The sequence below is a fragment of the Flagellimonas nanhaiensis genome (genome assembly GCF_003382275.1).
Taxonomy (GTDB): domain Bacteria; phylum Bacteroidota; class Bacteroidia; order Flavobacteriales; family Flavobacteriaceae; genus Flagellimonas; species Flagellimonas nanhaiensis.
Window position 1 is genome coordinate 204,313 of sequence record NZ_QTJX01000001.1, and the last position, 26,571, is coordinate 230,883.

At 40.1% G+C, this 26,571-nt stretch carries 28 protein-coding genes and 1 other RNA gene; 16 read left to right on the top strand and 13 right to left on the bottom strand.

Annotation, left to right across the window (positions count from 1 at the left end; all coding sequences use genetic code 11):
- Nucleotides 1–54 precede the first annotated feature (54 nt).
- The 7 genes from DX873_RS00955 to DX873_RS00985 are packed head-to-tail and all read left to right on the top strand — an operon-like array spanning nt 55 to nt 5,130.
- Nucleotides 55–783 carry a hypothetical protein gene (locus tag DX873_RS00955; protein ID WP_116182664.1) on the top strand — a complete coding sequence of 243 codons (729 nt, stop codon included), beginning with the start codon at nt 55–57 and terminating at the stop codon, nt 781–783.
- A 3-nt stretch (nt 784–786) separates the two neighbouring features.
- Complete coding sequence (locus tag DX873_RS00960; RefSeq protein WP_147296583.1) at nt 787–1,482, top strand: Ig-like domain-containing domain; 696 nt, start codon at nt 787–789, stop codon at nt 1,480–1,482.
- Nucleotides 1,479–1,949: a hypothetical protein gene (locus DX873_RS00965; RefSeq protein WP_116182666.1), complete on the top strand. Its 471-nt coding sequence runs from the start codon at nt 1,479–1,481 to the stop codon at nt 1,947–1,949. Before DX873_RS00960 ends, DX873_RS00965 begins: the two co-directional genes overlap by 4 nt.
- The gene (locus DX873_RS00970; RefSeq protein WP_116182667.1) at nt 1,936–3,198 is read left to right on the top strand and encodes a hypothetical protein; all 1,263 of its coding nucleotides are present in this window, start codon (nt 1,936–1,938) and stop codon (nt 3,196–3,198) included. Before DX873_RS00965 ends, DX873_RS00970 begins: the two co-directional genes overlap by 14 nt.
- On the top strand, nt 3,186–3,527 hold the full coding sequence (locus tag DX873_RS00975) for a hypothetical protein (protein ID WP_116182668.1): 342 nt from the start codon (nt 3,186–3,188) through the stop codon (nt 3,525–3,527). The genes DX873_RS00970 and DX873_RS00975 overlap by 13 nt, the downstream gene beginning before the upstream one ends.
- Nucleotides 3,508–3,978: a PulJ/GspJ family protein gene (locus DX873_RS00980; RefSeq protein ID WP_116182669.1), complete on the top strand. Its 471-nt coding sequence runs from the start codon at nt 3,508–3,510 to the stop codon at nt 3,976–3,978. The genes DX873_RS00975 and DX873_RS00980 overlap by 20 nt, the downstream gene beginning before the upstream one ends.
- Before the next feature lie 6 nt (nt 3,979–3,984).
- The gene (locus DX873_RS00985) at nt 3,985–5,130 is read left to right on the top strand and encodes a type II secretion system F family protein (protein ID WP_116182670.1); all 1,146 of its coding nucleotides are present in this window, start codon (nt 3,985–3,987) and stop codon (nt 5,128–5,130) included.
- Nucleotides 5,131–5,358: 228 nt separating this feature from the next.
- Here the strand turns inward: DX873_RS00985 and DX873_RS00990 are convergent, their stop codons facing one another.
- From DX873_RS00990 to DX873_RS01010, 5 genes are all read right to left on the bottom strand, one after another.
- A complete protein-coding gene (locus DX873_RS00990; protein ID WP_116182671.1) occupies nt 5,359–5,991 on the bottom strand; it encodes a response regulator in 633 nt (210 codons plus the stop codon).
- Complete coding sequence (locus tag DX873_RS00995; RefSeq protein ID WP_116182672.1) at nt 5,981–7,933, bottom strand: tetratricopeptide repeat-containing sensor histidine kinase; 1,953 nt, start codon at nt 7,931–7,933, stop codon at nt 5,981–5,983. Before DX873_RS00995 ends, DX873_RS00990 begins: the two co-directional genes overlap by 11 nt.
- A 43-nt stretch (nt 7,934–7,976) precedes the next feature.
- Nucleotides 7,977–8,870 (bottom strand): hypothetical protein, encoded by an 894-nt coding sequence (locus DX873_RS01000; protein WP_147296584.1) that lies wholly within the window; start codon nt 8,868–8,870, stop codon nt 7,977–7,979.
- A gap of 6 nt (nt 8,871–8,876) precedes the next feature.
- Complete coding sequence (locus DX873_RS01005) at nt 8,877–10,265, bottom strand: hypothetical protein (protein WP_116182674.1); 1,389 nt, start codon at nt 10,263–10,265, stop codon at nt 8,877–8,879.
- Nucleotides 10,266–10,425: 160 nt separating this feature from the next.
- Nucleotides 10,426–10,746, bottom strand: coding sequence for a hypothetical protein (locus DX873_RS01010; RefSeq protein ID WP_116182675.1), 321 nt, complete (start codon nt 10,744–10,746; stop codon nt 10,426–10,428).
- A gap of 94 nt (nt 10,747–10,840) precedes the next feature.
- On the opposite strand from DX873_RS01010, the gene DX873_RS01015 reads away from it, so the two are divergent.
- Nucleotides 10,841–11,056, top strand: coding sequence for a helix-turn-helix domain-containing protein (locus tag DX873_RS01015; RefSeq protein ID WP_116182676.1), 216 nt, complete (start codon nt 10,841–10,843; stop codon nt 11,054–11,056).
- Nucleotides 11,057–11,099: 43 nt separating this feature from the next.
- On the opposite strand, the gene DX873_RS01020 is transcribed toward DX873_RS01015, so the two are convergent.
- From DX873_RS01020 to ssrA, 3 genes are all read right to left on the bottom strand, one after another.
- A complete protein-coding gene (locus tag DX873_RS01020; RefSeq protein ID WP_116182677.1) occupies nt 11,100–11,384 on the bottom strand; it encodes a DUF2188 domain-containing protein in 285 nt (94 codons plus the stop codon).
- A gap of 57 nt (nt 11,385–11,441) precedes the next feature.
- Nucleotides 11,442–11,681, bottom strand: coding sequence for a GIY-YIG nuclease family protein (locus DX873_RS01025; protein ID WP_116182678.1), 240 nt, complete (start codon nt 11,679–11,681; stop codon nt 11,442–11,444).
- A 129-nt stretch (nt 11,682–11,810) separates the two neighbouring features.
- Nucleotides 11,811–12,210, bottom strand: a transfer-messenger RNA (tmRNA) gene (ssrA, locus tag DX873_RS01030).
- Between the two features lie 329 nt (nt 12,211–12,539).
- On the opposite strand from ssrA, the gene DX873_RS01035 reads away from it, so the two are divergent.
- Together DX873_RS01035 and DX873_RS01040 are read left to right on the top strand one after the other, a co-directional pair.
- Complete coding sequence (locus DX873_RS01035) at nt 12,540–13,745, top strand: NAD(P)-dependent oxidoreductase (RefSeq protein WP_116182679.1); 1,206 nt, start codon at nt 12,540–12,542, stop codon at nt 13,743–13,745.
- Nucleotides 13,746–13,829: 84 nt separating this feature from the next.
- Nucleotides 13,830–14,105 carry a hypothetical protein gene (locus DX873_RS01040; protein ID WP_147296585.1) on the top strand — a complete coding sequence of 92 codons (276 nt, stop codon included), beginning with the start codon at nt 13,830–13,832 and terminating at the stop codon, nt 14,103–14,105.
- Here the strand turns inward: DX873_RS01040 and DX873_RS19050 are convergent.
- Both DX873_RS19050 and DX873_RS19055 read right to left on the bottom strand, forming a co-directional pair.
- Nucleotides 14,089–14,517, bottom strand: a complete 429-nt coding sequence (locus DX873_RS19050; protein WP_232520828.1) for an Sb-PDE family phosphodiesterase — start codon at nt 14,515–14,517, stop codon at nt 14,089–14,091. The two genes, DX873_RS01040 and DX873_RS19050, sit on opposite strands and share 17 nt — an antisense overlap.
- A gap of 24 nt (nt 14,518–14,541) precedes the next feature.
- On the bottom strand, nt 14,542–15,225 hold the full coding sequence (locus DX873_RS19055; RefSeq protein ID WP_232520829.1) for a PHP domain-containing protein: 684 nt from the start codon (nt 15,223–15,225) through the stop codon (nt 14,542–14,544).
- Between the two features lie 109 nt (nt 15,226–15,334).
- Between DX873_RS19055 and DX873_RS01050 the strand changes: the two genes are divergently transcribed.
- Nucleotides 15,335–15,703, top strand: coding sequence for a DUF1801 domain-containing protein (locus DX873_RS01050; protein WP_116182681.1), 369 nt, complete (start codon nt 15,335–15,337; stop codon nt 15,701–15,703).
- Nucleotides 15,704–15,716: 13 nt separating this feature from the next.
- Here the strand turns inward: DX873_RS01050 and DX873_RS01055 are convergent, their stop codons facing one another.
- Together DX873_RS01055 and DX873_RS01060 are read right to left on the bottom strand one after the other, a co-directional pair.
- The gene (locus DX873_RS01055) at nt 15,717–17,111 is read right to left on the bottom strand and encodes a hypothetical protein (protein ID WP_116182682.1); all 1,395 of its coding nucleotides are present in this window, start codon (nt 17,109–17,111) and stop codon (nt 15,717–15,719) included.
- Between the two features lie 49 nt (nt 17,112–17,160).
- Nucleotides 17,161–17,898 carry a beta-ketoacyl-ACP reductase gene (locus DX873_RS01060; RefSeq protein WP_116182683.1) on the bottom strand — a complete coding sequence of 246 codons (738 nt, stop codon included), beginning with the start codon at nt 17,896–17,898 and terminating at the stop codon, nt 17,161–17,163.
- A 395-nt stretch (nt 17,899–18,293) separates the two neighbouring features.
- Here DX873_RS01060 and DX873_RS01065 point away from each other — a divergent pair, with 395 nt between their 5' ends.
- From DX873_RS01065 to menE, 5 genes are read left to right on the top strand one after another with little or no spacing between them, the layout of a single operon-like run.
- On the top strand, nt 18,294–19,805 hold the full coding sequence (locus tag DX873_RS01065; RefSeq protein WP_116182684.1) for a sodium:solute symporter family transporter: 1,512 nt from the start codon (nt 18,294–18,296) through the stop codon (nt 19,803–19,805).
- Nucleotides 19,792–20,745: an alpha/beta fold hydrolase gene (locus DX873_RS01070; protein WP_116182685.1), complete on the top strand. Its 954-nt coding sequence runs from the start codon at nt 19,792–19,794 to the stop codon at nt 20,743–20,745. Before DX873_RS01065 ends, DX873_RS01070 begins: the two co-directional genes overlap by 14 nt.
- A gap of 23 nt (nt 20,746–20,768) precedes the next feature.
- Nucleotides 20,769–23,207, top strand: coding sequence for a TonB-dependent receptor (locus DX873_RS01075; RefSeq protein WP_116182686.1), 2,439 nt, complete (start codon nt 20,769–20,771; stop codon nt 23,205–23,207).
- A 14-nt stretch (nt 23,208–23,221) separates the two neighbouring features.
- On the top strand, nt 23,222–24,208 hold the full coding sequence (locus tag DX873_RS01080; RefSeq protein WP_116182687.1) for a 3-oxoacyl-ACP synthase III family protein: 987 nt from the start codon (nt 23,222–23,224) through the stop codon (nt 24,206–24,208).
- A gap of 9 nt (nt 24,209–24,217) precedes the next feature.
- The gene (gene menE, locus DX873_RS01085) at nt 24,218–25,705 is read left to right on the top strand and encodes an o-succinylbenzoate--CoA ligase (protein WP_116182688.1); all 1,488 of its coding nucleotides are present in this window, start codon (nt 24,218–24,220) and stop codon (nt 25,703–25,705) included.
- Between the two features lie 11 nt (nt 25,706–25,716).
- On the opposite strand, the gene kdsA is transcribed toward menE, so the two are convergent.
- On the bottom strand, nt 25,717–26,535 hold the full coding sequence (kdsA, locus tag DX873_RS01090) for a 3-deoxy-8-phosphooctulonate synthase (protein ID WP_116182689.1): 819 nt from the start codon (nt 26,533–26,535) through the stop codon (nt 25,717–25,719).
- Nucleotides 26,536–26,571: the final 36 nt, after the last annotated feature.

Sequence of the window (26,571 nt, forward strand, 5' to 3'; positions counted from 1 at the left end):
CTTTTTATGATAAAAAAGCATGAATTTTCTTTATTTTAGATGTAAATAAATTCAATGAAAAATTCCAGATTTTTTGGCTTCATATTAATTGGAGTTACTTTGCTCCATAGTTGCAAATCGTACAAAGCCCAAAAAGAAGAAGCGTTGTTGAGTTTCCCAGATTTAGGCACTTTGGTGATGACCAAAGGGGATTTGTGGTATAGTGCCGCCGAGCAAATTGGGGTTCCAAAATGGTCTAAACTTAAGGTAGATGTACAACAGTTACCGTTCAATAGGACAAGTTATCTGGACTATGCGGCACATATGCAAAGGGCGGGAAAAATCAATAGTATTTCCTACAACGACTCGTTACCCTATAAACCAAAATACCTCAGGTTACAGTTACTGGATAAGGTAGGTCTCGCCAGTTTGTTGAACAATGAGGCCCATGACCAACTAAGGTCTTACATTTCTGCTGATGACGCTTACAAGTTGGTGACAGGTTTGAATATTACGGTTCCAGAAACCGATATGCCCTCTTTTCTGCAGGCAGAGGCAGTTCAATTGCAGAAGGATAGGTATGGAAGCGTTCAACTTGTCGTGATTAACGGTGATTTTGAAAAACGGTACTTTTTTTCGGAATTGCATGTATTTGGCTATCAATACAATCATTTTTGCTGGGGCGAGGACCAGTATCATAACTTAATTATAGAAAATCTCATTTCCGAAGGGCAGAAATGTCCTAAAGGAACCTATGTGAAGGCTTCTAAGGTAAATGGAGATAAAGCATATCTTAAATTTTGAACTATGAGGAAGGTTAGTATGGTGATATGGGCTGTGGCACTCGTATGGGTATGTAGCTGTGAAGATATTTTGGAAGTCCCTGATATTACTGGTGAGACGGTTTCCATTTTGGCACCAACGGATGGAAGCGTTATCGCATCCAATGCAGTCGGTTTTAATTGGGAGAAGGTAAATGAAGCTGCAGCATATAGAATTCAAATTGCTGCTCCGGATTTTGATAACACCGTTCAGATTATTTTGGACAGTATAGTACAAGAGGACACTTTGGGAAATGTATCAACACGAATAAATCAGGATTTGCTTAATGGAACCTATGCATGGCGGGTAAAAGCATTGAATAGCGACTATGAAACGGTGTATTCACTGAGCAGTTTTCGAGTAGAAGGGGATGAAAATTTGGATTCTACCCCTCCCAACATACCGCAATTGGCGGCTCCGGCCAATGGGGCATCACAAAGCAATGCTACGGTCAACTTTTCTTGGACCAGGGAAGATGTTCCCGGTACAGCTGAACGTGATAGTATTTTTATTTACTCCGATGAGAATCTACAGAATCTTTCAACCAAGGCTCTGGGGGCCAATAAGACATTTACTATCGATTTAGCTGCCGGAACCTTTTATTGGTTTGTAAAAGCGTATGATACCGCCGGCAATGAAAGCGACCCCAGTACCACCTTTAACTTTACCATAAACAATTGAGCAAGAATGTTAAAACATACGTTTTGTTGGGGCTTGTCCTGGCCATTTGGGGTATAATAGGGTACAGATTACTTGGTGTGTTCTCTCCAGAATCAGACGGACTCTCGGTTGTTGCAATCGATGATTATCAACCTAAAAAAACCATCAAAAAGGATACATTTAGTTTAATAGCAGATTATAGAGATCCTTTTTTGGGAACAAGGAGCAAATCAACCCGAAAAAAACAAAGTACTACTAAGGTCAAGGCTCCTACAACACCGTTTCCCAATATAGTTTTTACAGGCCTTGTTTCGGGTGGCCAAACCAAGGATAATATTTTTTTTGTGACCATAGCGGGCAATCAAAAGCTGATGAAGAAGGGAAGCACCAATGATGGAGTTACCCTGTTGGGCGGTTCCTCCAAAAGCATTAGGGTCAGACATAAGGGAATCGTAAAAACAATACCCATACAGAATGCTGAGCAATAAAAAAGTCAAGGCTGGGGCTCTTCAATTTGTCTTATTTGTTGGGGCGTTGATCGCAGTATTATTGTTGACTTTTGTTCTACTACATCAAGCGCATCAACTTTTTGACAAAAAAACGTTGAAAACTGTCCAACTAGTGCAAAAAGCGGATATGGGTGTTCAATATGCCATGGAGCAAAATTTGCCCTTGAACAATTCTGTGTTATTGAATCTACCGGGAGATGATGGCATCAATGTATATGTTGAAAAATCTTATTGGGGCGTTTTCGAAAAGTATTCGGTAGTTACAAAATTTAAAAAAAACAAATATGTTAAAACAGCCCTTGTTGGGGGAGCAATGGGGCAACAATTCCCAGCACTATATTTAAAGGACAATGATAGACCAATGATCATAGCCGGCCGGTCAAAAATTACCGGAAACGCCTATTTACCCAAACAGGGAATCCGGCCAGGAGGTATTGGCGGACATTTTTATCAATACAGTACTCCAGTTTTTGGAAATACGAAACACAGTTCCAAAGAACTTCCCTCTATTGATATGTCTTTGAAGATTTCATTTGAAGAGCTTTTGAACCCATTGTTTGGGGATGAGGGAAATGGTCAATTAAGGTACCAGAGAAATATGAAAGTGATGAATTCCTTTAAATCATCCACACAATTGGTAACAGGATATGTTCTTAGACTCGATGATATAGAGCTTGTTGGAAATGTTATTGTGGTTGCATCCGGTCAAATTGAAGTTGGAGCGCATAGTACGATCAATGATGCGTTACTGGTTGCGCCCAAAATTGTAATAGAAAGTGGATTTAAGGGGTCATTACAGGCCATAGCTTCACGGGAGATAGTTGTTGAGGAAAATGTAGAACTGGAGTATCCCTCTGCTTTACTGGTGAACATGGAAAAAGGGGTAGTTCCCAAAAAAAATGGGATTCCAAATATTCTTGTTAAAAAGAATAGCACTGTTCGCGGAGTAGTTTCCTATCATGGAAAGTTGGCCGAAAACTCGTTCATTCCACAAGTAAAAATTGAAGAAAACGCCTTAGTTCAAGGAGAGGTGTATTGTGAAGAAAACCTGGAATTAAAGGGAACGGTGCACGGTAAGGTCTGGACCAACAATTTTATTTCCCTTGAAAATGGGAGTGTATATCAAAATCATTTGTTCAACGGTACTATTGATTCCAGCATATTACCAGTACAATTTGCTGGTCTTGTGCTGGATGATAAGAAAACAATTGCAAAATGGATGTACTGAAAAAAGTTAAAGCCTCTACTTTGATGGAAACTATGGTGGCAACGGTACTTATTGTGGTTTTGTTTATGATGGCCAGCCTTGTACTCAATTCACTTTTTGGTGCACAGGTAAAGAACAATACCCAACCATTGAAGAATCATTTACGAAAATTGGAATACCTGTATAATCATAAAAAATTGAACTTTCCCTTTTATGAAGAATGGGAAGGATGGGAAATTAATTTGAATCAATCCGGTAGTGATAGAGTTTTAGAATTCAATGCTACACGTTTCGAAGAACCTAATGTACGGGCAATAAAGCATGTTTTTTATGATAAAAATAACCCATAGAAAAGTTTCGGCATTTACGCTAAGTGAAATGCTGGTGGTTATGCTTTTGACCATCATTGTGGTTGGTTTGGCATTTTCCATGTTAGGCTTGGTACAGCGACAGATGTGGGGCATTCAGGATAATTATGAAACAAAAACAATTGAAAATGTATTGCAACAAGCTTTATGGATTGACTTTGGAAGGCATTCTCAAATTCAGGTAACCAATGGGAATAGCACTTTGATCATGGCTAATGAATTGGAATCCACTACATATTATTTTATGAAGGAATATGTTCTAAAGGACAGGGATACTTTTCATACCAACCTAAAGGTTGATAAACTCTATTTTAGAGGAGATGAGGTCCAAGGGGGTATTGTTGATGCTATTGAGCTGGCTGGAGTGATTGAGGGTAAAACAAAGCACTTTTTTATCTATAAGAGCAATGATGCAGCAATTTTCATGAATTGACAGAAAATGGGTTTTAATCTTCAAAATATTGCACACAAGGAGTCTCCAAAGAGAGATGATACCATTGGAAAGGTAAAGAAACCATTGCTTGAGCGTGAAGTGAGGTTGTTTGGGAAACCTTTTTCGAACAAGAAGAAAGAAGATTTTTATACAGAACTAAGTATTCTGCTCAAGGCTGGCATTACATTAAAGGAAGCTTTGAAATTGATTGAAGATGGTCAAAAAAGAGAATCCCACAAGGCACTTATCAATTTTTTGGGTGAAAGCTTGCTTTCGGGAAAAAGTTTTTCTGAAGCCGTTCGGGAGAAAAAGGAATTCACGGAGTATGAGTATTATTCAATAAAAATAGGAGAGGAGTCTGGAACGTTGGAAACCATTGCCAAGGAGCTGGGACTTTTTTTTGCAAAGAAAAATGAACAGCGAAGAGATTTGGTAAATGCTCTTACCTATCCAATAATTATTCTGATTACGGCCGTTTTGGTGGTAATTTTCATGTTACGATTGGTTGTGCCCATGTTCCAGGATATCTTTAAGCAGAACAATGTGGATTTACCTTGGATAACCAGAATGATTATTAGTGTTTCTGATTTGATCAAGGATTATGGTTGGTGGATCTTACTTGCCTTGATAGTTGTGGTATTTGGGAGAAAACTTCTTTTTAAACAGGATAAATTCAAAAGGGCAGCAGATTATTTGATGATGAGAATACCGTATTTGGGCGCTTTTTTGAAAGCTGTATATCTTGCACAATTTACCAGAGCACTTAGCTTATTGACAGCATCAAAGATCCCAATGCTGAACAGCATCGAAATGGCCGGTAAAATGATTGATTTTTATCCCCTGCGAGATGCTTTGGATTCGGTGAATAAAAAAATCATACAAGGTGAAAGTCTTAGTAATAGTCTAAAAGATAGAGCTATTTTTAGCAATAAGATGATATCCATGGTGAAGGTGGCGGAGGAGACAAATCAGACAGAATTTATGTTTGACAGGCTCAATCAACAGTACGCCATTGAGGTACAGCAAAAATCCAAGCTTTTGAGCACTTTGTTGGAACCCATGATTATCTTGGTTGTTGGCACTTGTGTAGGGGTCATTCTCGTAGCAATGTACCTGCCAATGTTTAAATTGGGTACTGTATTAGGAGGGTAAAATTGAACACTGTTTAGTATGCCAATGTAAACAACATTATTAGACTTATGGGTGTATTTGTCCAGGGAAAAGTATTGTCCTAGGAACAAGAACCTGCCTTTCAAACTACCAATAAGTAATGACTTCCAGACTTCCAAGAGTTTGCCTCCACATTGTGGGCGGATTTCTCAAATTTTATCTGATTCTTTCATCAAAAACCACATCCAAAATCCAAGAAAAAGGTAAGGACTACAACAGCTCTTTCTCTATAGCTATTTTAATAATGCCCACACTATTTTTGGCCCCAAGCTTGCTCATGATATTCATGCGATGGGTTTCCACAGTTTTTGGACTGATGAACAGTTTTTCTGAGATTTCCTGAGTGGTCAATTCTTCAGAAATAGCTATTAACACATCATGCTCACGTCTGGTCAACTTAGGCTTTAGGCCATTATCACTAGCTGTTTTGGTTTGACCCAATAGTTTTTTATGTAGGTCTGCTTGCAAAAACACCTCCCCAGATAACACTTGGGTTATTGCAGTCAAAAGTTCCAATTTATCCGTGTTTTTGAGTAAGTAGCCGTGCACCCCATTTTTAAGCATGCGTTTTATAAATGAGATGTCCTCAAAGTTGGTGAGCGCAATTATTTTTAAATCTGGGTACTTTTTTAGCAATTGTTTGCTTAAATCTATACCGTTAATATCCGGTAAATTAATATCCAACAACAAAACATCGGGTTGTACTTTAGATATCCCCTCCAAGGTTTCCGATGCATTTTTATAGGTACCCGAAATGGCAATTTCAGGTGTATTTTCAAGCATGGAAGCTATACCCTGCAATACCATTTCATGATCGTCGGTTATGGCTATTTTAGTCTCCATTCAAGAGTTCTTTATTAATGTCAATAGTATAGGAGGTTCCTTTGTCGTTGGAAATGAAATCCGTGGTGGCATTTAAATAATCTGTCCTTGATTGTACATTGCCCAAACCAATGCCATCACTTTCAATGGTATGTTTATCAAAGCCCTTGCCGTCATCTTCTACCGTTATTTGAATAATATTCTCATGGGCACTTATCTGAACATTGATATGTGAGGCTTCGGAATGCCTTACCGCATTGGTTACCAGTTCTTGAATAATCCGAAAAGCGTTTACTTCTGCTTTTTTAGGTATATCGATATCTTCACCAAGGTGTTGAAAATTGATTTCTATGCTGGGAGAAACATCATTTAAATTGGCACAATAGACTTGAGTGGCTTCCAACAAATTAAAGTTTTCCAGTGACGGCGGAATCAAATTATGGGAAATGGCCCTTACTTGTTTGCAGGAATCATCTATCATGGCAATTGCCTCTTTGATCACAGTATTGTTCATTTCCAGCAAGGACGACAATTTATATTTAATGGCTGCTAAATCACCATTTACTCCATCGTGCAACTCTTTGGCAACTCGAAGCCTTTCCTTTTCCTCTCCTTCGATCAAAGATTCCAACGTTTTAATCTGAAATTCTCTTTTTAGGGTCAGTAGTTCCTGATTTTTCCGTTTTTGACGCTGTTTGAACAAAAATATCAACAAAGTTGTACCCACTATCAAGAACACAAGTCCTCCCAGCATAAAATTGTTTTGGGATTTTTTGGCTTGAATCTCAGTTTCTTGTTCTCTGAGAGCTAGTTGTTGTGTTGCTATTTCTTTGTCCTTTTTTTCGGTTTGGTATTTTTTATCCAGCTCATTAATGTTTTTAATATTTGCTTCGTTTAGGATACTATCTTTATAAACAACGAAGACTTTATGGTATTCTAAGGCTTCTTTATATTTTTTCCTTTTCTCAAAAAGCCTATATAATTCTAGGTTCAATTCCTTTACATGTTGTTTGCTGTTGGAATTTAGGGCAACACCCTCTTTTAAATATGTCTCGCTCTTTTTTAGATTGCCCAATTCCGAATGGGCAGTGGCTAAATTTGACAATGTTTGCAACAATTCCGTGGAATAGTCATTTCTTTTTTGAATTTCATATGCCTTCTCAAAAAAGGGAATGGCCTTTCTAAATTGTCCTTCTTCATTCAACAATAACCCAAATTGAAAATTGACCAAGGCCACTCCAAAATCACTATCGGCGTTTTGATAATTGGCCAAAGCTCTCTCATAGTACGAACGGCATTTTTTCAGTTCATTCTTGTTTTTGTACGCATTGGCCAATTGAAAATAAACATCCCCCAGATGTTCATCTTTCCTTCCTAGATTTTTATAAGTGCTCTCAGCTTCTTTTAATGATGTAATTGCCTGATCGTATTTTTTCAAATCAATATATACAATACCAATACTGTTCAGGGTAGAAGCCACCATGTCAGCATTCCTGGTCGCTCTTGATAGTTTATTGGCCTCGATAAAGTTTCCAAGGGCTTTTTCAAGATCTCCCTTTTGGGAATATACCACACCCTTTTCATAAAATGCATAGGTGAAGTTCGCCGTATCTTTAACAGATTCAACATAATCTTGGAACTTTGTTAGACTTTCAAGGGCCTTATCATAATCCCCTGAAAGTCTGTAAAGCACTGAAAACTGAAAATTACTCAATGCTATTTCACCAGGAAGTTCAAGTTCTTTGTAAATGGTGATGGAAGAATCCATATGTGCTATTGCCCCATTCAGATCTTGAAGCTTAAGGTACCAGCCAAGTTCGTAATGGGACTTTGCTTTTACAGTGTCATTATGGGTCGCTTTTAATACTTGATAAAGGCTATCAATAATAACCGTGGTTTGGCCGATAATTGACGGAGAGCACAGGAAGGCAATCAAAACACAAATAAGAATTCTATTTTTCAAAAAGGCTGAGTTTAGTTTAACTAAAAATAAGTACAATTTTCTCTTAATTGCATATATCGCTTCCACCAATCACCCATTTATCCCCGTTAATGTAATAAGCTCCATCTTCAGTGTAACGTTCTATGGGCATATAATTCACTTCACCTGCATTGGATACCAGTCGCAATACCATATAGTCATGAATCATCATCAAGCTCCACAATCCCACGCCAGCGCTGTTGTTTGATGATACATGTCCATCAAAAGCACCACCTCCTGCACTGAAATCGGAATATCCATCAAAAGCAAACTGGCCATTTGAGCAAAAATTTATGGTTGTTTTGCCACTGGAACCTACACTTATGGTATTATCGTAATCGCTTGTGTAATATGAACTGAACCTCATGAGTTTTCGCCCTTTGAACATGTTGGCCTTTTGTTGGGCCAATCGGTTCATGAATGGTCTATACCTGATCGACTTGGAGATTTCCACCGCCATATCTTGATATGAATCCTTAAAATTCTCTTGCAATGCCATTACTATGGTCATAACCCCACCTACTTGCCATAGTTTACTTTTGGAGACCACAGCTACCAGTATAACCTGTTGTTGGCCGGCATATCCCTGGTATAGGGCTATATAATCCCCATTTTCCAATTGCATCACATCACTGGCCAAGGCAGCTTCAATACCTTCTTCTTGAATGTTCTGCTGCATGTTATGCAAAATAACCTGTTCTGTGGCCCATCCATGTTCCATCAATATAATGGCGGCCTCCTCGTTTGTATTGCTTATCGAGATCTGTCCATAGTTTTCTTCTTGAACCTGCCAACCGTTGGGCAAGGAAGCATCAATGGCAATACCGCTAAACTTTGTTTGTGCAACTGAGGTCATGGTAACTAATAACAGTATTAAAAGTGTTTTCATCATTTTAGAGGTTGAACTATTTTTCTCCATGATATTCTAGTTAGTGGCAACAATGATTTCCCCAGTATTTATTTGATAATCTTCGATCCGTATTTCTTCTACTTCCCCATCGCATAAACAAGTAGTGGTTTCCCACATTGTCTGCACCTCTGTATCGTTAAAATTAGCACGCTTTAATATGGATTTTTGACGATCCTCACTTTGGGTGAACCAATAGATGTGCTGGTTCTCTACATCAACTTTTATTCTATGAGGCAGGTTGTCCGAAGCAGCGGGCTGGTTTTCGGGTATGTGCACAAGGCTTACATTGGTCTCTGAGCCTTCAATGGTTGTTGTGCCCACATTATAGTAGTTACCATATTTTAGGACCATATATACCGTTTTGTTGTCAGCGCCCATAGCAATATCATGTATTTCTATACTGTCTTGGGAAAAAACTGCGCTACTTTCCCATGAACCCTCACCGCCTGGATTGTAAACATATAAAGTAGTCCTGTCGTGCATAATCAAGATTGGCGAGCCATTATTGTCATATAGTAGCATTTTTTGGATTGCATTTTCCCTGGTAGCATTGTCTATCTGGGCTATCATTGTTTGGTTGGTTCCATCGGCATCCATTCTGTAGAGTGCATGACGTGGTACTTTGGTCAGGTCGGCACCTTCCAGAAAATAGTAGATTTCTTGTTTATCATAATCTTTGGCCAAGGTGCTGAACAGGAAGTTTGCATTGGAGACTGTAGTACTATTTAGGTTCTTGCCTTCCATATCTGTGGAGAAAATTTCTACGTTCAATCCTGCCAGGGTTGAGCCAAAAAGCAATTCCTCTTGATCAGGATAAAATCTCATCCCCTTGGCATCGATTACTTGATTGGTTATCAGATTGGCGCTATGACCGTCTTCATAGACATCAATTCGCAGTACGGTCTCGTTCTTCTTGTCGGACGCAAAGAATTGGAATGTGATATCATTGGTCGGTTCTTCCTCCTCCTCTTCCTCTGCTTGTTCATCTGTTCCTGCCAGACATTCTACGGTTCTTGTTACCGAAGCATTGTTGTCATTGGCATCCCTGAACAGGAAATTAAGTTTGTAAGTCCCAGGAGTATCTGTGGAAAAATTGGCCAGCAATTCCATCACCGTGTTGTTTTCACTAAAACTACTCTCCACATCAGCATCGACTAAATCACCATTAGCATCTTCAATGGTCAAAATTCCAAAAACCACTGCATTGTTATCTGTGGCCCTTGCACGTATTTGTAAAGTAGTTGGGGTTGATTGACTGCCCGACACATAAAAAACCGGGTTGTCTGATGGCGCTAAGACTTCTATTACAGGAGCATCTTCATCGCCATCAAGCGGTTCCGCTTTACAACCAAATAACAACAAGCTTATAAGAACAGGTATTAATACAAATTTTAAGGTTTTCATTGGACTAAATTTTATTGATTACTAAGTAGTTGCAAGGTAGTTTTGGGCTTTGGGAAATAGTTAAGGGGATTCCCTGACTTTAAAAAAATCAGGGAATCCCCTTAGAAAATAAACTGCTGAAAAAAGAGGCTTTACCTTAAGGTAAAATTTAGTTGTTCCGTTAAACCTGCTCCCTAACCCCATCCAAAAACTCGGCTTCTTCGTGCGGAATTAGTTGGGCGGCCATTTCCAGAACAGATAAAATGCTCACATCAGGCTCCACAATGGCTTCATGATTACCCGAGTTGGGATTGTCCAAAGCCAAAATGCATACGTTAAGGAGGGACTCCAACTTAAAAAGCAGGTCGCGATAGCCTTTAAACCGTAAGTGCGTAGCGCTAAAATCCCTTTTCTGGGGCGTTAACGAACCAAAATAAGCTTGCAAAGGGAGGTCTAGGTTTTGTATTAATTCTTTATGAAGATTTTGCTTTTTATTACACATTGTCAACTTTTTATACGACAAATGTATTTAAAAGAAATAGTCTGTCAAACTTTTGTATGACAAAAATGTCACACCATAAGTTGACATTTGTTTTGTGACTAAAGAAGAGCTTAAACAAAAAGTGGGGGAGCGTATTGTTGAATTACGCACTGGTAAGGGGTGGAGCCAGTCTGATTTGGCTAGAGCTTGTGGAAAAGACCGTCAAGCTATGGAGAAATTAGAAAACGGCAAGGTGAACCCAACCCTGTACACACTACTTGAAGTTGCCAAAGCCTTGGAAGTATCTTTGTCGAAGCTTATAAATTTTTAGAAGTGTATTCCTGAGTAGAGATTCAACTTAACATGCACTTTGGTTAATCGTCATAACTAATTCGCTCTCGAATACCTCCACTTGCTCTATGTATTATAACGTCTGCCTTGTATTTTTTGGCCAGACTTTTGGCTTTGCGAATGGCCGTACTCTGTTTGCGATGTTTGCTGGTGATTCGTTTGTTACCTTCACGACGTACGGCCCAATCTCCTTCAAAAGGGACCACATGTTGGTGCCAAGTCCGACCTCGTTTGTTGCTCTCGTTGCTACTAATAAAAGCCTCAATGAGATCAATTAGAATTCGCAACCAAGTTTTTCCTGTGGACATGGGAATTAGTAATTGTTTCGAAGATAATGGTAATCAACCAAAGTGCAGTGTTGAATTTTAAATCAAACGTTTGTTTCTGAACGCAATGCCAGAACCCGATTTCAGGTATTTTTCAAAAGCATAAGCTTTTTGCCTATCGCTGAACACAATATAAGTGACCAATTCAAAGGGTAAACGGTAACTGGTAGAAAACGATTTGCCTTCCCGGTGTTCTATTAATCGTCGTTGTAGATTATTGGTAAAACCAGTATAGAATTTCCCATCACTGCATTTAAGAATGTAAACCGTCCAATTCATATCTAAAAAGTTTAATGGAACTACCGTGGACCGGGTCCACCGAAGCCAAGTGTTCAGAACAAAATAGAGGTTGAAAAGTAAAAAAAAGCCCTTCTACGCTCTAGGTAAACCTTGAGCTACGAAGGGCGTAGGTGGAGCCGGAGGGATTCGAACCCTCGTCCAAACAAGCAACCGCATTGCTTTCTACATGCTTAGTTCTTGTTCAATTTTAGTGGCATGGCTGACCAAAAACCGCCTACCATACCCTTAGCTTCTTAAGTTTTACACCATTACCGAAGCCGTAATAATGCTATGTTGACTTTTATGGTGCCCCTAAAAAGGTCGCCATCAACAAGGGCTACCAAGGGACATTTAGCTTTCGCGCCTTGCGCGACTAGGCTAGGACTTACTGTAATTCAGTCGATTAAGCAGCTAAAGCGTAGTTATTTTCGCCATTTAAAAAGGTTGAAATAGAGATTTACGAGCGTTAATTTCATAGCTCGACATGCTTACAATCCAATTGGTCTTGCTGTCAAAACCAGTCGGCCCCATAATGAGATATCGAATTATGTCCTGAACTTGTTTCAGGACCTCATAATCCATTTCCCATTTTTTTATCAAAGAACAATAGTATTTTTGCGGGCGTTTGCCCCTTCACCTGTCTTTTTCACCAAATGGTTTCAAAGACCACAGGTTTCGGAGCACCGGGCTATCGGTTGTACACGCATGCCCTGCTAAAGCAGTGCGAAAGCGGGGTACCTGCCTCTATCCCTAACGCAGCTTGCAAAGGTATTCCAAAAACTGTTCCAAAAAAAGTTTTGCGTACCAAAGCTTAAATGTTATGTTTGTCACAATTCGAAAATAAAAAGTTATAAATTAATGAAGTTCGGAATTATTAGGGAACGAAAGAACCCACCAGATCGTAGGGTGGTATTGTCTCCAAAGGAGTGCCAAAATGTCCTTTCCAGTTTTCCTGAAGCCCAAATCAATGTGGAAACATCTCCCATAAGAGTCTTTTCGGACCAAGAATATGCCTCCAAAGGAATTCCTGTAATGGAAAATGTTGAATCCTGTGATGTAATGCTAGGGGTAAAAGAGGTTCCCATTGAAAACCTGATTCCGAACAAAAAGTATTTTTTCTTTTCGCATACCATAAAAAAACAACCATACAATAGGGATTTACTCAAAGCTATCCTTAACAAGAACATAGAGCTTTACGACCATGAAGTGATTACCAATCCAAAAGGCCAACGTTTGGTGGCTTTTGGTCGCTACGCTGGTATTGTTGGTGCCTACAATGGTATTAGGGCCTATGGCCTAAAATTTGGGACTTTCAACTTGCCCAAGGCAGAAACCTTGAAGGACCAGCAGGCCCTGATCGATGAACTCAAAGCTATAAAGCTTTCCAAAACCAAGATCTTGCTCACGGGCAGGGGAAGGGTTGGAAATGGAGCCAGGGAAATGCTGGATGCCATGGGTATTAAAAGAACTACAGTGGCGGACTATTTGAAAAACTCCTTTGATGAACCGGTATACTGTCAGATAGATGCTTCGGAATACAACAAAAGGAAGGATGGAGTGCGTGGGAGCAAAGCTGACTTTTTACAAAACCCTGAAGAGTACAGATCAAACTTTTTTCGCTTTACAAGGGTAACAGACCTCTATATTGCCGGTCATTTTTATGGGGATGGAGCTCCGTTTCTATTTACACGGGAAGATGCCAAAAACCCAGAATTCAAAATAAAAGTTGTTGCGGACATTAGCTGTGATATTGATGGTCCTGTAGCCTCGACCATAAGGGCGTCCACCATAGCAGAGCCTGTTTACGGATATGACCCCAATACAGAGAAGGAAACAGATTATAGGGATGAGAGTGCTATTGCGGTAATGGCGGTTGACAACTTACCCTGCGAACTTCCCCGTGATGCCAGTAATGGTTTTGGTGAAGCCTTTTCAAAATACGTGATTCCAGCATTTTTTAATGGGGATAAGGACGGTATTCTGGAACGGGCCAGAATGACAAAAAATGGGAGGCTGACCAAACGTTATTCCTACCTGCAGGATTATGTTGATGGGCGTGAATAATAACACTTAATCGACATATTGTAATCGTCGGTCTCAGGTATGTTATTTTTTGTTATCTTGGACTTTCCTATTAGCGCCAAACTAGTGAAATTTAATTGGGTAATTTCTGGAAAAACCGATCCAGCCACCAAAAAGGTATGCATTGATCTAGAATATCAATTGCGACCTAAAATCACCAAGTTCCTCCTAGCCAGACTTGATGCTGATTCTTGTGCGGATTTTTCGTGTTTTTATTTTGATGTGGATGTTGAAAACAAATGGGTGACCATATCCAAAAGAACACCTCAAAAATTCATTGACAAGGTTCAACGTGATTTTGATACCGAAATCAACGGCTCCACATTTATTTCTGTCGCCTAAACTCTATTTTTTTCAAATCTATTTCCCAGTTAATAATCGGATGCTGTTTTGGAGCTACGTAAGCTCCCAAAGCCTTTAATTTTAAGGTCAAGGAATCCACTTTTTCCAGCGTTTTGATTTGAAGGGTTTTTGTTCCTTCAGCGGGTACTGTAAATACTGGAGAGCTGGAATAAAATGTGTACGGCATTGCATTTTCAAAAATCAGATTACTACTTGAAGCATTGTGCAAAAGAACTTTTAAGATGGATGTGTTTTTAATGTATGTGGCCTCCTTAACAACAATACAGGCCTTAATTAAGGGAACGAGATTTTCTTTCTTTCCTACCAAAAGATCATTGAAAACAGCGACTGTTCTACCAGCAAAGAGCGCATCTTTTAATGAACTTTCAGTTCTTTCCTTTGCAAATACCAAAGTGATGGGGCGGTCGTGGCCTTTTTACATATAATCCCAATCAATCAATCCATGGATATCACTGGTGCCCATAATGGTCAAGTTTTGTTCCAAGGCCAGTGCCAAAGATTCCTCAGCATAATCACCATCATTGATGACCTCAATGCCATGCAGCTCCCCATTCTTTATCCGGTCTTTTTGAAAATTGCTTAAAATTGGGGTTCCTTTTTGCGATTGCGGATACCATGCAGGATGATTCCAAAATACAAAGGCTCCCTGTTTTTTGGCTTGGGCAAATTGTGCAACGGAGTCTTGATCCATAAGTTTATTGGCATCAGTAACAAAGATAGCATTACTATGTCCTGCAGGAGCACTTCGGGTAATTTCAGAGCCATTAATGATCATAAGATTGTGCTCCTCGGCCTCTTCTAAAGCAAGCTGAAAAGAACGGTTTCTATCTGGATGGGGAATATCTTCGTAATGAGGCTGATATTCCAAATGTTCCGTTAGGGAGATTACATCGAGATTATCACGTAACGCTTCCATTACCCTTATAGTGGGCCATACATTGCCATCTGAAAAAACGGTGTGCTGGTGCAAATCGGTCTTGAGGGTCACGTAACCTGGCACATCCGGAAAAGTTATGGTTTTTTTGGTTTTATGAGAGTGTTCTTGGGCAGTTAAGAAAGATGCAACGAAGAAAATTAGATACAAAGGTTGGAATTTCATGGCTGTGGTTTTTCCAAATTTAGAAAACCCTGCTTGTAAGATGATTTTATTTATAGTTTTTCTTGGTTAAGAAACGGTTAATTGAAAGGTTTTTTTCGATTTTTGAACTGTGAACCCAGCAGAAGACTATATCCTAAACCAACCAGAGCCCTACAGGAGCATACTATTGCAGCTGCAAGTACTCATTGAAACAACCGTTCCTAGATTGGAACTTAAGTACAAGTATAGAATCCCTTTTTATTATTTGGATGGAAAACCGTTCTGTTATTTAACTGTAAAGGCCAAAAAGAAATATGTTGATATGGGGTTTTGGAGTTCTGCACATCTAACCGTTCACCTGGACAAAATGGTGACCGAGGGTAGAAAGGTGATGAAATCGCTCCGCTATTTTAGTTTGGAGGATATTGATCCTGAAATTTTGGTGGAGGTACTACAGGATGCCAGCAAAGTGAACCACAAAGGTTTTTGGAAGAAATAAATAGGGATTTGTTTCAAATACTTCGAGAAATGGAATTTTGAAGCAGCGATATTACTTTTTTGGAAGGAGCAATCTGATAAGTGGTCTGTATACGATCAATTTCCTTTTGAATATTTCCAAGAAACTTGGTTTCGCTTATATTCCCTTCTTTGTGATTGACCAGTGCCAGAAACCATTTGTAATAAGGAAACGAAACGTAGTTTTTAAGAAAACCGGCCTCGCGATCTATTAAATTATACTTCCTGATGGTTTTTTTTGCCTGCTGGAATTTCCCCAAATGGAGAAGTGTTTCAATATAGGTCCTGAAAAACTTGTTCCAGTTGTGCTCTAGAATATCTTTCTCGTACAGAGCCAAACGATTTTCAGCATATTGCCTCGAATTTTGAAACTGGCCGTTGTCATTGTAGCACTTCATCAAAGAAGAAATAAAGAGCGTTCGGTTGTATTTGTTTGACATTTGCCTTGCAAATGGCCGGGCCTCCATCAAAAGACGAAGTGCTTCTTTGGACCTTCCTAGTTTCAAAAGGTTGAAACAATAGTTGTTGAGGTACATCACATAGTCATTGCCTTGCTCGCAAATGGAAAGTTTTCCATAGTAAAGAGCTGAGTCGTATTGATGGAGCTTCATGAGGATGAGTTGCTTGTTGCCATAATAGTTCAGCAACAATTTTCTGGAATAATAGGACCCATCCTCCAGATGGGGCTCCAGTTCGGTATAATATTCCAATACCTCTTCCAACATTTCATTTTTGAGCAGCGCAACATAACTCAGTAAAATAAGTGTCTGATACCTATTGTATCCATCAAGTCCTTTGTCTTTCCAAAGCCTTCGCAGCCAGGAGACCCATTTTAATGAATTTTGTGAAATATGGGAGTTGTGATAATCCGTTACAATGTCCACCGTGGCTTGGGTCATTCTGTTGTTGACTTCCTTGAACCGGGCATAATCATCATGATAATCGTGGACAAATTTGTGGATCAGCTCATAGTCGTTCAACCTTACCCGGACCAGCAAGAACATGAGGTAATTTTTAACCACCTCAAAAAAGCGAATAAAATGAAAATGATGCGGGTTGTACAATCTAATCAATTGTAGCAACTCCTTTTCTTCTTCGGAAGAAATGGTATCCGTTTTAATTCGGATATCAAAATAGTTAAGACGTTCGTAATAGTTGTCGGTGCAAAACCCCTTAAGCTTTGCCTGCATCCAGTTCATCAAGTGCGAGTATTTGCGCTTGTCTATATTTGCATCAAAGGACTTGTCTTCTTCTTTGTTGAGAATGTTGTGGTGGAGTGTATCAAAAATGGCCTCCCTATCGACATCTTGGAACTGCTTGATCCCGTTCAGCAGGAGTATCTCATGTGGTAAAACCGAGTTTGAATAAGAAATGAATTTCTTTAGTTTCATAAACGTACTCTTTTAGCAACCAATGAGCCTCCCTACATATGGATTTGGGCTACATGACCAATCCGCCATCTACGCTAAGGACGGCCCCATTTATAAAATTGGCCTCATCTGAAGACAAAAACAGGTATGCATTGGCAATATCCTCTGGAGTTCCCATTCTTCCCACAGGGGTTTTTTCTTCTAGGTTCTGAATTACTTTTTCGGGAATGGTGCCTACCATTTCGGTTGCAATAAAGCCAGGTGCAATGGCATTCACGCAAATACCCTTCCTGCCCAGTTCCCTTGCCCATACCTTGGTCATCCCAATAACACCGGATTTGGTAGCCACGTAGTTGGTCTGTCCAAAATTCCCGTATAGTCCAACAATTGAGGCTGCATTGACAATTTTTCCCGCTCCTTGCTGTACCATGTGCTCAGATATGGCCTGGGTGCAATTGAATACCCCGGTCAGATTTACATCCAGTACCGTTTTCCATTGTTCAGGAGTCATTTTTTTCAACGTGGCATCACGGGTGATTCCGGCGTTGTTTATTAAAATGTCAATCTTTCCATATTTTACGATGACCTCCTCAACGGCTTTGTCTACTGACTCCCGGTCTACAGTGTTCACTTGTTGGAACTGCAGAGGTGTACCTTGATTTGCATCCAGTAGAGCTGCCCCAGCTGCTTGATCTATATCCCAGCAAATAACTTTAGCGCCTTCCCTCAAAAATCGTTTAATGGTTGCTTTTCCGATACCCTTTGCGCCACCTGTGACAATGGCAACCTTGTTGTTTAAGCGTTGCATAATAGTTGTTTTCCGATAAAGCTAGGGTATATTAGCTAGGCTAAAGATAATAGAAATTAAAAATTAGATATTGACTAATGATAAGTATGAAATTTATATATCTATTAATCAGCTTATTAAATATAATATTTAAGTATTGACTTTATGCAACGTCAAGTCATTATTCCATTCATTTTTTCCTTAATTCTCCAATAGTGGGAAGGATTTACAAATTTTAGTCTTAATCCAGGTCGAAAACTTCAAATGGAACTTAAAAAGTCCATAGTCACAATTTAATTCCTCTTTAAAGGTTTGTCCACAATAATTTTAATCTTGAATTGAGATATTGATAGAAAAACAATGCAAATATTGTTGAATATCCATTATTGGGAGAACAAAACCATCATTTTATAATTATGACCGACTCTTATCAAACCATAACCTTAATAGTACTAGTTGGGTTCATGCTGGGTTTGATATATCTCGTGTATAAGTCAAGGACAACGTCTGATAGCATAGAGGTATATGCCGTGGGAAATAAGTCCTTCTCTTCCATTTCTGTGGCCCTTTCTTTGGCGGCATCAATTACCAGTGCGGCAACATTCATTATCAATCCAGGTTTTATCGCATTATACGGATTTAGCGCTTTTTTAGCCTTTGGAATAGTAATGCCCATGGCCATTTATGTGGCACTGATCATTTTTATCAAGAGGTTTAGAAGGTATGGAATGGATGTAAAGTCCATATCTATAGCAGATTGGGTTGGAAAGCGATATAATTCTCAGTTTTTAAAAGTGTTTTTTGGATTACTCAGTGCCTTGCTCATCACCTTTATTGTTCTCATTTGTGTAGGTATGACCAAGGTAATTTCCAAAGCATTGACCGCTGATGAATTATTGGTGCTCGTATTGATAGTGGTGGTTGTGTTCACCTATATGACCATTGGAGGGGCCAATACCATGGTGTATACCAATTCTTTACAGGCAGTTTTAATGATTATTGTCGCCATATTGTTACTCGGTTCCGGGGCCGATTTATTATTCAAGTCGGGAGAGGAATCTTTAACAGCACAACTAGCATCCATAGATCCGGCACTAACGGGAATGTTCAACCCAGAAAGTCCACTTTTCAGGGATTTCTTTGAAGTTGTGGTCTGTAATACCATTGTGGGAATAGCCATAGTTTGTCAGCCACACATCCTTACCAAGTCTTTGTTGATCAAAAAGGATTCACAAGTGAATAAGTTCCTGTTATATACGGTCCTGATTCTTATTCTTTTCTTTTCTGTGGTGTTTGTTGGGGCTTATGCAAGGGTAAGTTTCCCAGACCTATTGTTCAATGGAAGTCCATTGAAGATGGATGGAATAGTTTCGGCCTATGTGGTCCATCGTTTTCCGGTTTACATTGGAATCGTAGTGATTCTTGGTTTGTTGGCGGCCGGACTTTCCACGTTGGAAGGGCTTGTACAGTCTATTCCGACTACAATTACCAATGATTTTATCATGCCCATTGCCAAGAAGGTACAATGGGAGGTATCCCCAATGAAGGTGAACAAGTTTTTGACTTTTATGGTTGCCATATTTGCCATTCTACTGTCATATGATCAATTGATCAATCCAAGCTTGAGTGTTGGAATATTTGCCCAAAACGGTGTTTATGCCTTTTTCTCGGCAGCTTTTGTTCCTGTGTTTTTTGGCATTTTCACCAAATCTCAAAACAGACTGATTCCAATTATAGCTTCAATAGTCGCCATCCTTACTCATTTTGGAGTCTATTATTTGGAGTTGACACCCTATATGGAAGGAATGTCCGTGAAAAATCCGGCAGTGGCCTCAGCTCTTGCGCTTTTGTTGTCCACGGCAACTGGAATCATTATCTATATCATCAAACCAATGAATAAAAAGCATTTGGAATATGCGAACACGTAAAATGAAAGGGAATAGGTTGTTTACAGTGAAGTTGTTCATGTTCGCGGCCTTAATGTTCACTTTAACCAGTATGGGACAGAAAGTAGAATCAAAGACAATAAGGCTGCCAAAGCTCAATAAGGAAATCCACTACCTGCATAAAGGTTCCGGAACCGAGAAATGGGTTTTGGTCCATGGTCTTGGAAGCTATTCACAAGCTTATGCCAAGCTACTGGATTCCTTGCCACAGGGTATTCAGGCATTTGCTATTGACCTTCCCGGTTTTGGAGAAAGTAAAATTGAGGATTTTGAACCGGGAATGGAGCGGTATGCTTCAGTGCTGAACGAATTTGTGGAGCAATTGGGATTGGCCAACGTGACCGTTATGGGGCATTCCATGGGAGGACAGATATCCATGAAATTGGCATTGAAGCAACCAAAATGGTTAAAAAAGCTGGTTCTTTTTGCTCCTGCAGGCATAGAGCAATTTTCTGATCAGGACAAAGCTTGGTTTGGTCAGGTGGTTACGGAATCACTTTACTTAAATCTTACTGATGAGCAGGTTCGCCAAAACTTTGACATCAACTTTTTTGGTAACAAACTGCCAAAAGACGCCGAGTTCATGTTCCAGGACCGAATGAAAATCAAAAAAGATGAAACGCTATACCAAGAATACTGTAGCACTATTGTAAGCTGTATTCAAGCAATGTTGAAAGAACCTGTTTATTCTGAAATATCAAAAATTGAAGTTCCAGTGCTGATTTTTTATGGAAAGCAGGATGTTTTAATTCCAAATAGAATATTGCACGCTGACCTTTCTCTGGAGCAAATGCTGAACACTTTGAAGAACGATTATCCAGATGTTGAGATAAAGGCTGTGGATAACGCTGGTCATTTTATCATCTGGGATCAACCAATAAAAATACTTGAAGCAATCCGAACATTTTCGGAGACAAACTAATAATTAACTAAACTCAACTCATAATGAAAAAAATTCAAACGCTATTAGCATTGTTTGTGGGCATTCTTGGAATGTATGCCCAAGAAGTTTCCGTGACAGGAAAGGTCATGGATGAAGATGGTAGTCCACTGGAAGGGGCCAGTGTTTATGTGGCCGAAATCAGCGTAGGGACTACTACCAATGCAAATGGAGAATATGAACTGGCTCTGGCCCAAGGAAAACACCTTATACAGGTTTCTTATATTGGATATTCACCAGCTGCTGAAACTGTAGAAGTGGGAGACAGTGGCGCCACTCTGGATTTTACCCTGTTCACAGGCCTAAATCTGGATGAAGTGGTCATCATATCTGGATCAAAGAAAGCTGAAAAAATCACCAATTCCCCTGCAACCGTAGTGACCATTGGTCCAAGACAGATTGAACAGTATGCAGGGAACCCTGGTGAACTTTTGGCACGCAAAAAAGGTATCGATTATTTCCGTGCTGGTATTGCAACTCCAGCATTTAATATTCGAGGTTTCAACTCCAATTTCAACTCAAAAAACCTTCAGGTAGCAGATAGTCGTAATTCTAGTTTAATTGCTACTGGACTGCCCATGGGTCCTCTGACCACTACCATCAAAGAAGATATTGAGCAAATTGAAGTAGTATTGGGACCAAACGCAACCCTTTATGGGCCCAATGCACACAATGGTTTGATCAATACTATCACCAAAGACCCCAGAAAATATGAAGGATTGACAATAGCAACCAATGCTGGGGTGAACAGCGATGGTAATGGTTTTTACTCTGGAAGATTTCGATATGGAAAAAAACTAAGTGATAAATGGGCAATTAAGGCAACTGGGGAGTATACGAAGGCCACCGAATTTATTTATGCCGACTCTGTCTATATTGATAGAGATTTGGATGGCGTAAAAGAAGGCTATCCTGAATTTGAACTGGACAATGATGTAAAATTCCTTAAAACAGAAGCCAGTGCATACTTTTCCCCTAAAGAAGGAACGGACCTTATTGCTACCTACGGACATAGTAACAGTACCTACCTTTCACCAACAAATGTTGGAAGAAACCAGATAATCGATTGGAGAATAAGCTTTTTTCAATTGCGATTCAAAACAAGGAACTTCTTTGCACAAGCATATTACACCACAAGTAAGACAGATGATACCTATTCCATTGACGAGAGAACCAAGCAATATTACCGGGGGATAGACTCTGGACTTTCTGAAGCTGAAGCTGCAGGGGATTTTTCCTATCAAAGTGGAGCAAAATTTATTGATGATTCAAAAAGATGGAACGCAGAACTGCAGTATAGCAATACGCTATTTGATCGTCTAGACCTGGTAACGGGCCTACAATGGCAATTGGATCGTGCCAATAGTCACGGTACTTATCTTTTAGATACTGATGAGGATGATTACATTGATGTTGGACAAGTAGGGGGTTACCTTCACCTTGATTATGATTTTGGGGATGGTTTTAGGGGAATAGCTGCCTCAAGGGTAGATAATCACAAAGTATACGGGACCAATTTTGTACCCAAATTTGGATTGCTCAAGGAGTTTGAAAAAGGTACGGTTAGATTTACATATGGTCAGGGTATAGCCGCTCCAACTATCCTAAACCTTTATGGTAATTTATTCTCAGGACTCATTTTGGGTAATGCCGAAGGATTTACCCTAGCAGACGGAAGTATGGTAGAATCCCAGGGAGTTGAAAAGGTAAACACCTACGAGGTGGGGTACCGAGGATCGCTGTCCAAAAAGTTGTATGCTGATGTGAATGCATACTATAACGTCAATAAAGATTTCCTTAGCCCGGTAACCATAGTTGGGGTAACCACGCAGCGTGGTGATACGCCCATTGAAGAAGTACAGTCGGGATTTGCAGCCTTTGGGGGTCTTGTGGCAACCTATATAAACTTTGGAGAAGTACATACCTACGGAGCAGATTTGGCATTGACCTATTCCATTTCTCCAGAATGGAACATGACCGCCAACTACTCCTTTTTTGATTACTCTTTTGACGAAGATGATCAGGACAACGATTTTAACGGAGACGGAGAAGTCAACTTTTTGGATTTCTTGGTGAATTCGCCCAACAACAAGTTTGGATTGGGGTTGAACTATAACGGTTCAAAATTCTTTGCATCTGCCTTTAGCAGATGGGTAGAGGAGTACAACTATTTTTCAAGTTTCCAGATTGCTTCGGAAACGTTGCCCGACTTTACTTACCGTGGGTTGCCCATTGTGGAGAACGCCCGCAGTGCAGATTCATTCAATTATGGGCCTTTGGGAGGATTCGTGACATTTGATCTTAACTTCGGTTATCATGTCAATGATAATCTTACACTATCTGTTGCGGCCACCAACCTTTTCGATACAGAAATGAGGGAATTTACCGCTGCTCCCCCTACTAGGGGACTGTATGTATTGGAAGCAAAAATCAATTTGGACTAACCAAAAACCTTTTAATGAAAAACGCGAAGATTATATCATCGGGGATGTATGTCCCTGATGATATCTATACCAATGCCTATTTTGATGAACTGTTGGGTGAAGATGTGGATACATGGCTGCGGACCAATGTCGAAATTTTTGAAAGAAGATGGTGCAAACAGGGAGAGTCCACCGCAGATTTGTGTGAAAGAGCAGCCAAATCAGCATTGAAAAACGCTGGACTCAAAGCTTCAAATCTGGACTTGCTGATTGTGGCAACGGATACTCCGGAGTTTGTGTCACCCTCAACAGCAGCTGTGGTCCAAAATAGGATTGGCGCCAAAAATGCTGGGACTTTTGACCTTAATGCTGCCTGTGCAGGCTTTGTGACCGCTACTGAAACCGCCTCCCATTTTATTAAAAGTGGAGGAGTTGATCATGTCATGGTCATTGGTGCCTACGGCATGAGCAAATATTTGAACAAAAAGGATAAAAAAACGGTCACTCTTTTTGCTGATGGAGCTGGAGCTGTAATTCTTACCTCGACCGATGAACAAAACAAAGGCCATCAAGTAGGTAAGCTAATTTCTAAAGGAGAATATGCTGAATGGATGGGTATTTACGCAGGAGGAACCAAACAGCCCATAGATCAAAAGGTTATCGATGCAGATGATCACAAACTAAAGTTTGTCAAAAAGTTTCCTCCCGAACTCAATCCAGAAATGTGGAGCATGCTGGCAAGACATTTGGTCAATAAAATGGAAATCGAAATGAATCAAGTTGACCATTTCTTGATTACCCAGATCAATATTAATGCAATTCGGGAGACCCTGAAGATTTTGGAAGTGGAACCGTCCAAAGCCCATACGGTAATGCACTACTATGGTTATACAGGTTCTGCATGTATCCCCATGGCATTTCATGATGCTTGGGAAAAGCAGAAAATAAAAGAAGGAGATACACTTCTTTTTATTGGTTCAGGAGGAGGTTTGGCCTTTGCGGCAAACGCTTTTATACTGTAACTTTAAAATATGGTAAACAATTTTGACTGGTTTCTGAAATGGGCCACCTACACACCACAAAAAGTGGCTGTAAAAGATGCTGCCACAGGGAAGGAACTTACCTACGGACAGCTTAACAGTGCATCCAATGGTATAGCAAAATACCTGAGGGACAAATATGGGTTGGAAAAAGGGGACCGTGTCGGAATCATTGCAGAAAATGACCTTACCCAGGTATTGTTGTTCGGAGCGGCCCAAAAGATGGGATTGGTCCTGGTGCCCATAAATTATCGTTTGGCACCTGAAGAAGTAGAGTATATGCTGGGTGATGCAGAATGTCATCTGGTACTTTATGGCGAGACCTCTTACGATGTGCATCAAATAAAGCATAAGGCCACCTATGAACCCATTGCTCCGTTTATCCATTTTATAGATGATGAGGCCCCGTTGTATTCGGAACAGTTGGATGAGGACGATGCAATATTTATTCTTTATACCAGTGGCACTACGGGATTTCCAAAAGGAACCTTGTATACCCACAAAATGCTTTTTTGGAACAGTGTGAACACCGCGTTGAGTTTGATTATTAGCAGCAATACCCGGACTCTTAATTGCATGCCCCTTTTTCATACCGGGGGATGGAATGTGTTGTTGACCCCGGTACTTCATCATGGAGGGACCATAATTTTGTTCCGAAAGTTTGATGCAGCTACAGTTCTGGATGCTATAGTTGAGGAAAAATTGGACTTGTTCATGGCTGTTCCTACCATGTTGAAGATGATGGCGGAACTGCCACAGTTTGAAAATACGGACATAAGTTTTCTCAACTACATTATTGTTGGAGGAGAAAGTATGCCCATTGGACTGATCAAAAAATTTCACAAAAAAGGAGTTCCCATTAGACAGGGGTATGGTCTTACCGAAGCGGGTCCAAATCTAACATCCCTACATCAAAGCGAGGCAGAACGGAAACAAGGCTCCATTGGTAAGCCCAACTTTTATGTAGAGATAAAAATCGTAAATGAAGAGGGGAAGGAAGCAGAATCCAATGAATCTGGCGAACTATGGATTGGTGGACCAAACGTTACCCCTGGGTATTGGAAAAATGCTGAAGCCACCTATGAGGCCAAACACGAAGGTTGGCTTAAAACCGGGGATGTGGCCAAAATGGATGAAGATGGATTTCTTTACATAGTTGATAGAAAGAAACACATGTACATCAGTGGGGGAGAAAATGTGTACCCAGTTGAGGTTGAAAGGGTCCTGCTGCAACATGAAAAGATAAAAGAGGCTGTTGTGTTTGGAGTTCCTCATGAAAAATGGGGAGAATGCGGAGTGGCGCTATTGGTCGTTAATGATACAGTAACCCAAGCTGAAATACTAGAGTATTGCCGACTTAAACTCGCAAAATTCAAGATTCCTTCGGAAATTCATTTTATAGAATCAATTCCAAAGAATGATACTGGGAAAATCAATCGGAAAAAACTGAAATCCGATTTTATGGCGAAAGTACATTAGATCCGTTCAGCTCATAATGAGTTGACTGCCTTTCTCAAAGTGACCAAATCCGTAAGTAATTTTTCCAGAAGAGCAAGGTCAAGCATGTTGGCTCCATCGCTTTTGGCATTGGCTGGGTCAAAATGTGTTTCCATAAAAAGTCCATCAACACCTGCAGCTATTCCAGCTCGTGCCATGGTACCAATCAATGCTGGACGACCTCCTGTCACTCCTGAGCTTTGGTTGGGCTGTTGCAAAGAATGGGTCACATCCAAGACCACAGGAGCATATTGTTTCATTGTGGGGATTCCCCTAAAGTCCACGATCATGTCCTGATATCCGAACATGGTGCCTCGATCTGTTATCCAGGCATTGTCATTTCCAGAATCTGTAACTTTTCTAACGGCATGCTGCATGCTCTCCGGGCTCATAAATTGTCCCTTTTTAAGATTGACTACCTTGCCTGTTTTGGCAGCTGCCACCACCAAATCGGTTTGTCGCACCAAAAAAGCAGGTATTTGCAAAACGTCAACGTATTCAGCAGCCATTTCGGCATCAGTTACTTCATGAATGTCTGTGACCGTTGGAACTTTAAAAGTTTCAGAGACCTTTTTCAATATTTTCAGTGCTTTTTCATCACCAATACCCGTGAAGGAATCTATTCTACTACGGTTGGCCTTTTTAAAACTACCCTTGAACACATAGGGAATCTGAAGTTTATCGGTAATGGAAACAACTTTTTCGGCAATTTTCATTGCCATTTCCTCGCCCTCTATGGCGCAAGGACCGGCAAGAAGAAAAAAGTTGTTGCTATCTGTATGTTTTATATGTGGAATTACGTCTAATTGCATCAGTCTCCTTTTTTGGCAAAAATACTATTTTGAAAA